10 protein-coding genes are annotated in these 14,700 nt (G+C 35.6%); 8 read left to right on the top strand and 2 right to left on the bottom strand.

What is annotated here, in order from left to right:
- The first annotated feature begins 426 nt into the window (after positions 1–426).
- Positions 427–1,470 (top strand): recombinase RecA, encoded by a 1,044-nt coding sequence (gene recA, locus ACFIJQ_RS07515; RefSeq protein ID WP_015856564.1) that lies wholly within the window; start codon positions 427–429, stop codon positions 1,468–1,470.
- A gap of 193 nt (positions 1,471–1,663) precedes the next feature.
- Positions 1,664–4,336, top strand: coding sequence for an alanine--tRNA ligase (gene alaS, locus ACFIJQ_RS07510; RefSeq protein WP_375629561.1), 2,673 nt, complete (start codon positions 1,664–1,666; stop codon positions 4,334–4,336).
- 1,199 nt (positions 4,337–5,535) lie between these two features.
- On the opposite strand, the gene ACFIJQ_RS07505 is transcribed toward alaS, so the two are convergent.
- The gene (locus ACFIJQ_RS07505) at positions 5,536–7,317 is read right to left on the bottom strand and encodes a glucan ABC transporter ATP-binding protein/ permease (protein ID WP_375629558.1); all 1,782 of its coding nucleotides are present in this window, start codon (positions 7,315–7,317) and stop codon (positions 5,536–5,538) included.
- Between the two features lie 236 nt (positions 7,318–7,553).
- On the opposite strand from ACFIJQ_RS07505, the gene ACFIJQ_RS07500 reads away from it, so the two are divergent.
- The 6 genes from ACFIJQ_RS07500 (at position 7,554) to ACFIJQ_RS07475 (ending at position 13,909) form a co-directional block, all read left to right on the top strand.
- The gene (locus ACFIJQ_RS07500; RefSeq protein WP_273788267.1) at positions 7,554–8,537 is read left to right on the top strand and encodes an RluA family pseudouridine synthase; all 984 of its coding nucleotides are present in this window, start codon (positions 7,554–7,556) and stop codon (positions 8,535–8,537) included.
- A 797-nt stretch (positions 8,538–9,334) separates the two neighbouring features.
- A complete protein-coding gene (locus tag ACFIJQ_RS07495) occupies positions 9,335–10,354 on the top strand; it encodes an ATP-binding cassette domain-containing protein (protein WP_375629555.1) in 1,020 nt (339 codons plus the stop codon).
- Positions 10,329–11,153, top strand: coding sequence for an ABC-2 family transporter protein (locus tag ACFIJQ_RS07490; protein WP_375629553.1), 825 nt, complete (start codon positions 10,329–10,331; stop codon positions 11,151–11,153). The genes ACFIJQ_RS07495 and ACFIJQ_RS07490 overlap by 26 nt, the downstream gene beginning before the upstream one ends.
- Positions 11,137–11,925, top strand: coding sequence for an ABC-2 family transporter protein (locus ACFIJQ_RS07485; RefSeq protein ID WP_273788270.1), 789 nt, complete (start codon positions 11,137–11,139; stop codon positions 11,923–11,925). Before ACFIJQ_RS07490 ends, ACFIJQ_RS07485 begins: the two co-directional genes overlap by 17 nt.
- A gap of 735 nt (positions 11,926–12,660) precedes the next feature.
- Positions 12,661–13,020 carry a hypothetical protein gene (locus ACFIJQ_RS07480; RefSeq protein ID WP_273788271.1) on the top strand — a complete coding sequence of 120 codons (360 nt, stop codon included), beginning with the start codon at positions 12,661–12,663 and terminating at the stop codon, positions 13,018–13,020.
- A 523-nt stretch (positions 13,021–13,543) separates the two neighbouring features.
- Complete coding sequence (locus ACFIJQ_RS07475) at positions 13,544–13,909, top strand: response regulator (RefSeq protein ID WP_015856546.1); 366 nt, start codon at positions 13,544–13,546, stop codon at positions 13,907–13,909.
- A gap of 304 nt (positions 13,910–14,213) precedes the next feature.
- Here the strand turns inward: ACFIJQ_RS07475 and rpsI are convergent, their stop codons facing one another.
- Positions 14,214–14,699 carry a 30S ribosomal protein S9 gene (gene rpsI, locus ACFIJQ_RS07470; protein ID WP_015856545.1) on the bottom strand — a complete coding sequence of 162 codons (486 nt, stop codon included), beginning with the start codon at positions 14,697–14,699 and terminating at the stop codon, positions 14,214–14,216.
- Position 14,700 lies beyond the last annotated feature (1 nt).

Below are 14,700 nucleotides of genomic sequence, written 5' to 3'. Positions count from 1 at the left end.
GAGATGTTTCTTAAATCATGCAATACAATGGCGTTTTGTTCTTTGATGCAATAGGGTATGAGGTTAATTGATAATGCGTTTTTGTGTGATCAATAGCAGGAGAACTCCTAGTCTCTTAAGTACTTAATCAAGGGATAAGCAGAAGGGCTGTAGAACATTGTGTTTAAATTTAAATTGTTTCTTTTCTAGAGAGATATAAATATGTTAACTATGTTCTCATGGGGATATTATTTTATTGGAGTTTATTTTGTGTCATAAGATAAGCAAAGCCAATTCTTTATTGTGATGGTCATGAATGTTATGGGCATAATGTGGAGATAGGAATGGAAATAGTCTGTGAAAATTTAAACTCAAGCCTTTAGTTAAATTAAAAGTACAGTGTACACTTAAGTTTTAGGTTATTATGAATCGGTCAAGGATATAATCGTGGATAAAACAAAAGCTCTCGATGCTGCTCTCTCACAAATTGAACGTTCTTTTGGTAAAGGCTCGATTATGCGTCTTGGGCAAAAAGAGCAGGTTGTTGAAATTGAAACAGTTCCAACAGGGTCGTTATCCTTGGATATTGCTTTGGGGATTGGTGGATTACCGAAGGGGCGTATTGTTGAGATTTATGGACCAGAAAGTTCTGGGAAAACAACATTGGCTTTACATGCTATTGCTGAAGCACAGAAAGGGGGTGGGATTTGTGCTTTTATTGATGCAGAGCATGCGCTTGATCCTATTTATGCGCGTAAGCTTGGTGTTGATTTAGAAAACTTGTTCATTTCTCAGCCAGATACCGGTGAACAGGCATTGGAAATTACAGAAACGTTGGTTCGTTCTGGTGCAGTTGATGTGCTTGTTGTGGATTCTGTCGCAGCTTTAACACCGCGAGCAGAGATTGACGGTGAAATGGGTGATGCTTTGCCCGGATTGCAAGCACGATTAATGAGTAAAGCGTTGCGAAAATTAACAGCAGCAATTTTTCGCTCTAACTGTATGGTTGTCTTTATTAATCAAATTCGCATGAAAATTGGTGTGATGTTTGGTTCTCCCGAAACGACAACGGGTGGAAACGCTTTAAAGTTTTATGCTTCTGTTCGTTTAGATATTCGTCGCATTGGATCCATTAAAGATAGGGATGCAATCGTTGGTAATCAGACGCGTGTTAAAGTGGTGAAGAATAAACTGGCACCTCCATTCAAACAGGTTGAGTTTGATATTATTTATGGTGAAGGTATTTCCAAAGTAGGTGAACTGATTGATTTGGGTGTCAAGGTTGGTATTGTGGAAAAATCTGGTGCATGGTTTTCTTATAATTCTCAGCGTTTAGGGCAGGGGCGTGAGAATGCAAAGCAGTTTTTACGTGAACATGCGGAAATAGCTACAGAGATTGAATCAGCTTTGCGCCAAAATGCTGGTTTGATTGCGATTGAATTGTTAGAAAATGCAGGGTCAGAAAATATAGAAAGTGATGAAACCATTTGATGGAGCGTTTTTTTCGTCTATAATTTTTTCTGTTTTTTTGTTTGAGTTTTTAAGTACACAGTCATTTTTTTCTCAATTTTTTAAAACAAATATTCCATTCTTTGATTAAATTGACTCCATGCTTGGCGAAGAGGATATTTAATGAGGGGGATTTTTCTTTTATGGTTTTGTGCTGTATTGAGCAGGTGTCAGTATGAATAGTGTTAATAATATTCGGTCAATATTTTTGGATTATTTTCATCGTAATGGGCATAAAGTTCTTTCTTCTAGTCCGCTTGTTCCGAGAAATGATCCTACACTTATGTTTACAAATGCAGGGATGGTGCAGTTTAAAAATGTTTTTACTGGACTTGAACAACCTCCTTATAAGCAGGCAACAACGGCACAAAAATGTGTTCGTGCGGGTGGAAAGCATAATGATCTTGATAATGTTGGTTATACGGCACGCCATCATACATTTTTTGAAATGCTGGGTAATTTTTCTTTCGGTGATTATTTCAAAGAAGAAGCCATTCTTTTATCATGGAATCTTTTAACGAAGGAATTTTGCCTACCAAAAGATAAATTGTTGGTGACAGTTTACCATAGTGATGATGTTGCTGCTGAACTGTGGCGTAGAATTTCAGGTCTTCCAGATGAAAAAATTGTCCGTATTGCGACGGCTGATAATTTTTGGTCGATGGGAGAAACAGGGCCTTGTGGTCCTTGTTCGGAGATTTTTTATGATCATGGCGATGAAATCTGGGGCGGTCCTCCTGGAAGTATGGAAGAAGATGGCGATCGCTTTATTGAGATTTGGAATCTTGTTTTTATGCAATATGAGCAGATTTCTCAGGAAGAACGTGTTGATTTGCCTCATCCTTCTATTGATACCGGTATGGGATTAGAGCGTATTGCTGCTGTTTTACAGGGCGTTCATGATAATTATGACATTGATCTTTTTCGTGCATTAATTGCTGCATCAGAAGAAATTACAGGGATTGAGGCAAAGGGTGATTTTATTGCTAGTCATCGTGTCATTGCTGATCATCTTCGTTCATCTGCATTTTTGATTGCTGATGGTGTGCTTCCTTCTAATGAAGGAAGAGGATATGTTTTACGTCGTATTATGCGTCGTGCTATGCGTCATGCGCATCTTCTTGGTGCTAAAGAGCCCTTATTGTGGCGACTTTTGCCTGCTTTAAACCGCGAAATGGGACAAGCCTATCCTGAATTGGTCCGTGCTGAATCTTTGATTTCAGAAACTTTAAGGTTAGAAGAAATACGTTTTCGTAAAACGCTTGAACGAGGACTTGGTTTGTTAAATGAAGCAAGTACCGATCTTAAAGAAGGAGATCATTTAAATGGTGAAGTTGCTTTCAAGCTTTATGATACCTATGGTTTTCCGCTTGATTTAACGCAGGATGTTTTGCGGCGTCGTGGAATATCTGTTGATGTTGATACCTTTGATAAAGCGATGGAACGTCAAAAAGAGGAAGCGCGTGCCAATTGGTCTGGTTCTGGGGAAGCTGTAACAGAAAAGATCTGGTTTTCTGTTCGTGATAAAGTGGGGGTTACAGAATTTTTGGGTTATGAAACAGAAACGGCTAAAGGCATTCTTACAGCTCTCGTGTGTGATGGTAAACTTGTTGATCATATTTCTTCAGGTCAGAAAGCTATGCTTGTTGTTAATCAGACACCTTTTTATGGTGAATCTGGTGGACAAATTGGTGATAGTGGTATCATTTCTGGTGAAAATTTTATTTTTGAGGTGCATGATACCCAAAGAAAGGGTGATGGTGTTTTCATCCATATTGGGGAGGTGAAATCTGGTCAGGCATCGAGGTCTGATTGTGTAGAATTAACCGTTGATGTTGTCCGTCGTAAAAAAATTCGTGGAAATCATTCTGCTACTCATTTGTTACATGAAGCTTTACGACAAGTTTTGGGATCTCATGTTACACAAAAAGGCTCTCTTGTATCGCCAGATCGGTTGCGTTTTGATTTTTCTCATCCAAAATCCGTTTCACCAGAAGAACTGAAAAAAATAGAAGATTTAGCAAATGAGATTATTTTGCAAAATAGTAGAGTGATAACGCGCCTCATGGCTGTAGATGATGCAATTTCTGAAGGTGCAATCGCATTATTTGGTGAGAAATATGGTGATGATGTTCGCGTTGTTTCTATGGGGGAGCCACTTGAACAGCGAAGATTAAAAAAGCATTGGTCAATAGAGCTTTGTGGAGGCACACATGTGGAGCGAACAGGTGATATTGGTTTGATTCATATTTTTTCTGAAAGTTCTGTTTCGGCTGGAGTGCGGCGTATTGAAGCTTTAACAGGCAAAGAAGCACGTCTTTATCTTAGCCGCCAAGATGAACGTATTCATGAAATTGCTGATCTTTTAAAAACTTCTTCTGCTGGCGTGGAAGAACGGGTGCGAATTTTGCTTGATGATCGTCGTAAACTTGAAAAAGAATTGAATGATGTACGCAAGAAAATGATGTTGAGTGGTGGAATAACAGAAAGGAGCCAAGGTGATATTACTATCATCAATGGGCTTTCTTTTACCGGACGCGTTGTTAAAAATATTTTACCACGGGATCTTAAGGCGCTCGTCGATTCTGAGAAAAAACAAATCGGATCTGGAGTGGTTGCTTTTATTAGTGTCTCAGAGGATGGAAAAGGGAGTGCTGTTGTCGGCGTTACGGATGATTTAACGGATAAGTTAAATGCTGTTGATCTCGTTCGTATTCTTTCAGGTATGCTTGGTGGTAAAGGTGGAGGTGGCCGTCCTGATATGGCGCAGGCTGGTGGTCCTGAGGGGAACAAAGCTGATGAGGCATTTGCGGCACTAAAAGATTTTTTGGAAAAAATTAAAGAATGAAATCATTCTGCATAGGTGTTTCTTACATTTTTATATTGGGTTGGCGTCTAAGTATCACGAATATCTATCTGGTGTGTTGCTGAAATCAAGATACAGCGTAATTGGGGGAAAATCCAATTGTAAAGACAAAAACAGTGTTTGTCTTTATTATCACTTTTTCATTTGGCTTTGTAGCTTCCAAGCGTTTCAGGATTCACCGTTTTAAGATAAGATAGATTATGCAGCACTTCATGCTTTGCTATGTATTCTTTTACTAAGAAGACTAGTTATTGTGTTGCTCCTATAGATTTTTTTGAAGAAACATCTCTTTTTATGAAAGGGATAATACAAGATTTATTGCATACGATTATCCTTATAAAGTTATAAGCTGTCATTATTTTATTAGCTTTCAAATAACTAAAATCCCTTTCCTTGAAAAGGCTTATAAAAGAGTTGTTGTATCTTAGAGATATTGTCTTGTTTTCATTTTGCTTGTTATGTACAAGCAAACAGTTTTTTTATTTATCATTAAAAGGTCTTGAAAAGAATATTCTCCTATCTTTATAAATCTTTATTTCAAGTTATAAAATAATAAATTATCAATATAAATCAAAGGAATGTTACACAAATCTAAAGATTTAGATTAATGTCTAATTTATTATGATGAGATTGTATTAACGTATTGATTTATAATGATAATTTATCGTTTCAAATTCTGTGTATGTTAAATTAATCAAAATCATTCATGGATGTCGTTGTGAAATGGGCTTAGGAGCATTGAGAAATGTTTCTAAAAAAGCCATATGAATGTGCAAAACAATGACATTCTGTTCTTTATGAGAGGACTATAAAGAACGTGATAAACAAAAAGCAATACATAATATTCATTATTAAAAAGCTATTGCTTCAGTTCGTTTTGAAATTCGTAAAGCTGAGTTAAAAGAAGACGGTAAAACTGGAAGTTATTTTTACCTTTACATCTTTATATTTTCCCTAAATGAGAGTGTATACTCGTTAATACGCACAGATATAGGGCAATATTTTTGTCCCAATCTAGTAAAATTGTAATAGCAGAGAAAATACTAAATTGTTTTAATATCTGTCTTAAATACCTGAAATGGATTGTGGCATTTTTAGAAATCTTTTTACTTGTATTATACAAGTGCTCTTGTTGTATTGAGGAGGATTTTTTTGCATAAGATTTATGAAGAGTATCATTTTTATGATGCTATGGCTTCGTGTAAGGGGATAACATTTTCTCCTTCTCTTTCTGGTGGTTTGATTGTTAAACCACTTGCCTTTAAAAATTTAGAGAAACGCCCTCCTTTATCGATCAATTCTTGAAAGTTTCCTTTTTCCATTAAGTAACCATGTTCCAGAAAGAGTATCACATCAGCATTGCGTACTGTTGAGAGGCGATGTGCTATAATAAAAGTAGTGCGGTTATGGCGTATGGAATCGAGAGCATCTTTGACACGTGCTTCTGTTTCAACATCAAGAGCGCTTGTTGCTTCATCTAGAATGAGAATAGGGGCATTTTTTAAAACAGCGCGTGCAATTGCTAGTCGCTGTTTTTCTCCACCTGATAATTGAGATCCTCGTTCGCCCACTATTGTGTTATAACAATCAGCTTTTTTTAGAATAAAATCGTGAGCTTCTGCTATTTTTGCTGCTTCATAAAGTTCTTCATTTGTTGCGCTCGTTTTTCCTATTGAAATATTGTCATGAATAGTACGGTTGAAAAGACCCGAGTCTTGAAATACTGTTGCTAGAGATTTGCGTAAAGATTCGCGATTGATCGAGCATATATTTATTCCATCAATGGAGATATGCCCAAAGGCAGGGTCGTATACGCGCTGTAACAGATTGATCAATGTTGTCTTCCCAGCCCCTGTTGGTCCTACAATCGCAACAGTTTGTCCTGCTTTAACCTCAAAGGAAACATCAAAAACACCTTGAGAAGAATTTGGGAACTTATAGGTCACGTGATGGAATTGTATGGCGCCTTTAACATTTTGGAGGGAAGGAAGATTTTGCGGTTCGTTGATATGAAAGGTTGAGTCTTCCATTTCAAAAAATTCTTGCAGTTTTGCTTGTGAGGATATTGCACAATTAATAAAATTACTCATTTGGTCTAGACGGCTAATCATGAGTTGTGCAAATCCAACAAAAGCAACAACGTCACCTACTCGTAATTGACCTTTTGCAACAAAAAAAGCTCCAAGGAGAAGAACACAAACGATTGAAATTGTTGAAGCCATTCGATTTAAGCCACTGGCCAGCGCCCACCAATTGAGAACAGGATTTTGTGCTTTAAGCAGAGCATTTGTATGTTGATGCAGTATAGAAGTTTCTTCTTCTATTCGGTTATAACTTTGTACAATGGAAACATTAGAGATTGAATCACTGACATGTTTAAAAAGGTTGTGGTGGTAGCATTCTACAGCGGCTTGTCCGTCTTTTGTTTTTCGCATCACTAAACGTGCAATTAATACGTAGATGATGGCAAGCACAACCAAGACTATTGAAAGACGCCAATTCATATTAAACGCTATGGGGATGAGAACCAATAAGGCGACAAGTGTTGAGAGGTGTTGGCGCATAAAATCAAGCCATATGGTTGACATGGAATCTATTGCGCGCAAAAGTGTATGGAGTGCGTTGGAAGTCCCACGTTGTTGATGCCAAATTAAAGGCATGGCAATAATACGTTCGAAAGATTCCGTTAAAACCGTTAAGCGGCGTCTATGGGCTAAGCGGTCAGCACCGCGAGCAACAAGGACATAAGCAATAATATGTGAAAGTCCAAAACAAACCCAAAGGGTAAGAGTAGGAATGATAGCTGATTTTTCTGAAATAGAATCAATAACACGTCCGAATAAAATAGGTTCTGCAATGGTGATAATAGCTAACATAACATTAGCGGTACAGATTAAAAGGGATGCATTTTTTTCTCTATTTAGGTAAGTGAGAACACGTGCATAGGTTTTGAATAAGGACACGGTTAATTATCTCCATTCGCTATTAAGCGTAAAGGCTGTTGATTTTTATAACGCTTAGTTTTTAGCTAATAGAATTTGACCGTTAAGAAAAGGCAATTTTGGATACTAACTGTAATATGGTGTGATAAAGCCAACTAAAATATGAATTTTTGTGTTTATAAAGGCGCAAAATAGATCAATAAAATTATCAGGTAAAAAATTTTGGGCAGAGAAAATTATCAGGTAAGGGAATTTTCATGGCAGGCGTAGAAATAAAAAAAGTTGAGGCAGATGAAAATGGAATGCGCTTAGATCGCTGGTTTAAGGTGCATTATCCAGGACTTGGTTTTGGAGCTTTGCAGAAATTGTTGCGTTCTGGTCAGATACGGCTTGATGGTGGACGTGTTAAAGCCGATACGCGTCTTTGTATGGGGCAAGCTGTTCGTATTCCACCTCTCCCTATTAATGACAAGGGAAATCTTTCAATAACGGATAAAACACTTCGTGGGCAGGATGATGAAACCGTTTTGAAAAAAATGCTGCTTTATGAAGATCCAAAGGTATTTGTTTTTAACAAACCAGCTGGGTTGGCTGTACAAGGAGGTTCTGGTTTAACACGTCATATGGATAGTATGCTTGAGGTATGGCGCAATAAAAAAGGTGAAAAGCCGCGTTTGGTTCATCGTCTTGATCGTGAGACGTCGGGTGTCCTTATTGTTGCGCGATCAAGGGGAGCGGCTCAGTCCTTAACAGCTGCTTTTAGAGCGCGAGAAACAAAAAAGACTTATTGGGCGTTGGTTCGGGGCGTGCCTAAAAAAAAGCAGGACAAAATTTCAACGTGGATGGTTAAGGAAATGACTGCACAAGGTGATAAAATGCGTGTTTGTGAACATGGGGAGCCAGATGCACATCATGCGGTTTCCTACTATCGCGTTTTAGATACGCGAGGGCGGGCTCTTTCGTGGCTTGAAATGGAACCCTATACAGGGAGAACACATCAGCTTCGTGTGCATGCTGCCTATATGGATCATCCGATCATTGGCGATACAAAATATTTTTTTTCTGATAGTAATTGGACATTACCAGGAGGAATTCAAAACCGTCTTCATCTTCATGCACGTCGTATTCGTATTCCTCATCCTTCAGGAGGAATATTGGATATTGTTGCACCTTTACCACCTCATATGGTCCAAAGTTTTAATCTTTTGTCTTTTAATGAGAGTGATGCTGAAACAGAGTAAAGAAATTTCATTTGTTCTTTTTGATTGATACAAATTTTGTCTATAAATTTGATAAGATGAATAGGGCATTATTTGAAGAACGTTTTTGATAAGTCAATCGCTATGAGAAAATTGTGTTTTTGAGTGATGAAATTTTCGAATATCATAAGTTTTCTTTCTATAGCTCTTTGTCCATATAGATTGTATTGTTATTTTTGGATATGGTATGTTATTAATAATCTGAGTTGATGAAGCTGCTCCTTTGAATTATCTATAGAGATCATATATTGGGGAGGTTTGTCTGTTGAGGGAGATGAGTTAGATAAAGTCTGAAGGATATTTACTAAAATAGTGAAGGAAAAATTAATTTTTTCATGGGAGATAATTGAGGCATTTTATAGTAATGCTTAGGAAAAGCATCTTCTCAGAGAATTCCTGTGGTCAAGGAAGTTTGTTTTGTTATCAATGTGGTTTGATATGCTTATAGTATAGATTTATGCTTTGTATCTTTTCTTATACAATGAAGGCTTATTAGCAAAGTTCTCCTTTCAATGAGCAATTATTTTTCTACTTACTTAGTTTATCCAAAAGATTATCTTTCATAAAAGAAGAAATAAGTTTTTAGTATCTTAATGCTTCATTGAAGTGAACTCATCACATTGAAAAAATATCTAGACAAAAAATTGGAGATAAAACGTCAGGTGCGTTTTATTGCTCTAAGGAGGGCTTGAACACTTTTGTTTTGTCTAGTGAACAAAAACAGATATTTATTATGGGAACATTCAAAGGGGGGGATAAGTTGAAATTAGGAGTAATGGATGGGATCATTATTGATTGACGTTAATAACGTCTCAAAAATATATCGCAACATTGACAGAGGAATTGGTTTTAAAAACAAGGTTTTTTCTCTCTTCAAGCCGGCTTATACAAATCATCATGTGTTAAAAGATATGAGTTTCACCCTCTTTTCAGGGCAATCGTTAGCGATTCTTGGCCCTAACGGAGCGGGTAAATCGACACTGATTAAAATACTTTCCGGTATACAATATGCTGATGATGGATGTGTTAAAGTCCTTGGTGTTGATCCTTATAAAGCGAAGAAAGATCTATTCAAGTCTTTGGGTGTGGTCTTTGGTCATAAGAATTGTTTATGGTGGGATTTGCCCTTACGCTACAGTCTGGATATGGTTCAACCATTATATGGTCTTGAACGCGCTTCTTTTACCCGTGATCTTAAAGAGATTACAGAGTTGCTGGGTCTTGAGCATATTATGGATAAGCCAGTGCGGATGCTTAGTCTGGGTGAGAGAGTGAAAAGTGAATTGGCATTTAATCTCTCCTTTAGACCTAAATTACTGTTTCTCGACGAGCCAAGTATTGGTCTTGATATTACATCTAAGCATGAAATCAGGGAGCTTCTTAAAAAACTGAAAAGGGAGCGCGGCACAGGGTATATCATCACAAGTCATGATATGGGAGATATTGATGGATACGTCGATGATATTATTCTCTTGCATAAGGGAAAGAAACAGTTTCATGGCAATCTTCATGCGCTTAAAAATGTCATTCCTTCTTTGGTGAGAATGACACTTTTTTGTGAACACGTAGCTACACCTTCAACTGTTGTAGAAAAAATTGATGAGATTGCGTTGAAATCATCTACTTCTTTAAAGGATAAGCACTTTAACGCTGAAGAATGCTCGCTGGAGGTTTCGCTGCCCCGTGAGGATTTTGCGCGTTTTGTACGCGAAATTACAACCGAACTGAACTGTACGTTCTCTGTATCCACTCCCTCGCTTGAAGAGATGCTCCGTGTTAAATTTAAAGAATTTATCTAACCACTGCTTTGGTATGTTTCTTTTTGCCAAGAATGGATTACTCACTGTTCTAAGTGATAGAGTAATGTTTTTTACCGACATTATCATTGGAACACTTTCGCCATTTGTTATTCAACTTCTATTATGGAATGCACTTTTCTCTGATATGGGCAACACCATAAATGGCTTTAGCTTTCATGATATGATGTATTATTATGCTTTTGCTTTAGTCCTAGGACGCTTAAATAATGGTTATAATGTGATTAAGTTTTTCTCTCATCATGTTAAAGAAGGTCAATTAGAAGTATATCTTACAAAGCCCTTCAGTTATATGACACAAATGCTTTTTACTTTTTTAGGGGAGAGTGTATTATATAGCATCCCGTTATTGGCTCTTTTTGTTGTTAAGCTTGTTTCATCCTATGAAAATATTCTAGGATTGGTCATCGCTTTTCTATTCTTTTTTCTCATTGTTATTCTATCACAATTGCTTTGTTTTTTAATCTCTTTTGGAATTGCCTTATTAAGCTTTTGGGTGATTGAGTACAATATATTACTCTCTTTCAGTATTCTCAGTTCAGCGCTTCTTGGGGGTGTTCTTTTACCACCATCTTTTTGGCCGGTGTGGCTTATTCCGCTTATGCAATTTAATCCTTATCGTTTCATGATATCAGCTCCTGCCGAGTTTTTCGCGACGCAAAATTTAGCGTTGTTTCAGCAGTTTATTTTCGGAAGTTTTACTTATATTTTGTGTCTTTTATTCTTAATTTATATTGCTTGGAATAAAGGAATGAAAGCATATAATGGAGCGGGTGGTTGAGATGAAAATAATCCTTCATTTTATCAGTCTGAATATCCGCCGACAGATTGTTTATGGTAAGAATTTGGCTGGGGAGTTTATTCTTTCTCTATGCTATTATTTTATTCAATTCATATTTATTGATAGAATATCTTCTTTTTCAGGAAAGATCGGTAACTATAGCACAGATGAAATTCATTTTATCTTTGTTGTATTTGTTTTACTTGGAATATTTTTGAATATTTTTACTAATTCTATTGAAACATTTTTTGAAAAAGTAGCGGATGGTAAAATCGAGCCATACTTTATAAAGCCTGTTTCAATCTGGTTGTTGATGTTGTTTGGTTGGTGTAAACCACTTAATCTGATCAAGCTCTTTGTTCTTTATGTTAGTGCCTATTTATTTGTATCATTACCGAATATATCCGATTTTAAGCTCAGATGGATCTCTTTTATTGTTGCAATATTTTGTGTTTTTATCGTCAATATTTGTTTTTTCATGATGTTTAATTTTGTAACATTTATTATTAGCCGTAAGATGCCTGTCGAATATTTTCATGAAATGATTTACGAGCTGTCATTTGTACCAATAGGCATTTATCCTTTAAGCATCGTAAAATGGTTTTTGTTTATGCTTCCTATGGCTTTTTCTGCTTCTTTGCCCGTTTCACTGTTATTTGGTAAAAATGAATGGAATATTGGATATCTTCTGTTGAGTACTTTTCTTTTTATTGCCATGACTTTCATAAGTTATAAGAAAACAATTCGTAAATTTAATGGATTAGGGGGATGATATAAAAGTCAGAAAGTTATAATCGTGGAAGACAATGAACTTTATTAAAGAACTTTATTAAAATTATTCCGCGTTCTTGTAGAAACGAGAGGCTGTGAAATCGTCAAAATGTGTAATGTCCTTATGGCATTAGATTTGGCGTGTTCACCAAAAGTTATCTCTTATTGTATCTGATTTAGCTTTTTCAATCAAAGAGCTAAGCTGGAGTTTACGCTAATTTTTTTACTGGGACAGCTATTTCTTCTCAATTTATAATAATGCAAAATAATTTTATCAGAATATTTCAATAAATTATTTTTTTTGTTTTCTGTAAATTTTAAAAATATTTATCTTACTGTAATATACAAAAAATAAAAACAATATGTGTAACTAAAAAACAACACATTAATATTTTTATACTGTAATACCATAATAATATTTATGATAATAAAGCTAAAATTATAATAAAAACAATAAAATAATTCTAATTTAATACATTTTAGCATTAAATTGTATAATATAAAAACACAAATAAAATAATTGACAAACTTAAGATAAATATGTAACGGGTATATTGTAAATGTAATATAATATAAAAATAATAATTAAAATAAAATTATTAATTAAAGTTTTGTATTATATTTTTTATTAATAAGAAGATAAATATACTTTATCGATAGATGATGTAGTGTTTTCTATTTAGAGGGGGTGGTAAAGAAAAATTTATTTTATTAAACATTGTAATAGGTGGTTATGATGAAAATATTTAAGCATTGTATGGTATGTGTGGTTGCAGTCGCTATTTTCTTTTCACAGGTTTTAGGAGCCAATGCCGATTCTTTAAATGGTAGATTTCAAAATGCTGGTTTCATTTCTGTAATGACACAGGAAAATAGAGTTATTAAAGCTGTTGATATGATTATTAGCCAATTTGGAGGACAAGGGGCTGAGAAAAATGTCCAAAAAGTCGCGGGTTTAATGGGGATGGAGGCAGCGATTTTTGGTTTAATCGCATATCTTGTATATTTCTTTACTAGAAAGCCACCGAGTCCTAGCAGAACGACAGGTGGAAAAACATTCGATGCTCTTGCTCATAGTGCATGGGCTTTTAATTAAAAGATATTTTATTTGATGAACCTTGAATTATTCTGTTGTTGAATATTTTATTTAAATAAACCGTGATATTTAATCACGGTTTATTTATATTTTACTCTTAATAATATTGATAAGTTTATTCTTAAGATATTGTTTGGGGGATGGTAATCTATGGCACATTGAATTTAACTAATCAGCTATTTTAAAGACTACTTAAATTTTTTCCTCTTTAAAATACGTATTTGAGCTAAGTTTGTGGCTGATATTTTTTATGATGAAAATGCGAATGCATTAATTGAGATATCCATAAACTTTGCATATCAACTCAAAAAATATACGGTAACACAATCTGACGACTATTTGTGGATTTCATTTTTATGAAATGAAAAAGCATAGTGATGAGTATTATAAATGTTTGCGTAAAAAGCTTTTATTAGAAGCTTCTAGTCTCTTTGTGGTTTACAATTTTTTTTATCATTTTATTTTAAGCAAAGAGAATGTAGATTCATTTCTATTTTGTCTAAGAAGGGTGGAAGTTGTACTAATGTCAAAAAAAGTCATGATCGTGGAAGATAATGAGCTTAATATGAAGCTATTCCGTGATCTCGTAGAAGCGAGTGGCTATGAAACCATTGAAACGCGGAATGGTCTTATGGCATTAGATTTGGCGCGTTCATCAATGCCATCTCTTATCCTTGTGGATATCCAGTTGCCAGAGGTCTCTGGAATAGATGTTATTAAACAATTAAAAGAAGATGAAGAACTAAGATCGATTCCCGTTGTTGCCGTAACAGCCTTTGCTATGAAAGGGGATGAAGAACGAATTCGTGCAAGTGGATGTGAAGAATATATGTCAAAACCTATTTCTGTCCCGCATTTTATCACAATGGTAAAGCATTTCTTGGATTGAAGCTTGTTAAGTAATGATAGAAAAAGACATTGAAAAGCTTATGAGATAACTAAAGTTATATTACAGATATTTTGTATTCTAGCACGTGGATATGTCTATTAAAAAAATACAAGTTTTTAAAAATTGAAACTGAGCTTTTGAATTTTTTGATCTATTTTTTAGCTCTTGTCTAAGGAGAATCGGTTGTTTTGCATTCTTGTTTTCTTCTAACCGGTGTAAATTTTTCTCTACTAAAAATCTGTTTTAGCAGTTAAAAAAAGCCCCGTTTTTGTCCGAGGCTTTATGCATTGTACAAAAAATGAAATTAACGCTTTGAGAACTGGAAAGAACGACGTGCTTTTGCTTTACCGTATTTCTTACGTTCAACGACACGGCTATCACGAGTAAGAAAACCACCTTTTTTTAAGATTGAGCGAAGTTCTGGTTCGTAATAGGTTAAAGCTTTGGAAATGCCATGGCGCACTGCACCGGCTTGTCCGGAAAGCCCCCCACCAGCAACGGTTGCAATAATATCAAACTGGGTATCCCTGTTTGTTGCAACAATTGGTTGACGAAGAATCATTCTAAGAACAGGACGAGCAAAATATTTGTCAAATTCCTTATTGTTGATCGTGATTTTTCCAGAACCTGGTTTAATCCATACGCGTGCAACAGCGTCTTTACGCTTTCCTGTTGCATAAGCACGTCCTTGTGAATCAAGCTTTTGCACGTGGACAGGAACAACATTTTCATGTGTTTCTGTAATACTTGTTACTATGCTAAGCTCAGAAAGAGAATTAATTTCAGCCATA

The organism is Bartonella sp. TT67HLJMS (assembly GCF_042193375.1).
Classification (GTDB): Bacteria; Pseudomonadota; Alphaproteobacteria; order Rhizobiales; family Rhizobiaceae; genus Bartonella; species Bartonella grahamii.
Note: the sequence above shows the minus strand (reverse complement) of the source record. Positions and strands in the feature narration are given on the sequence as shown.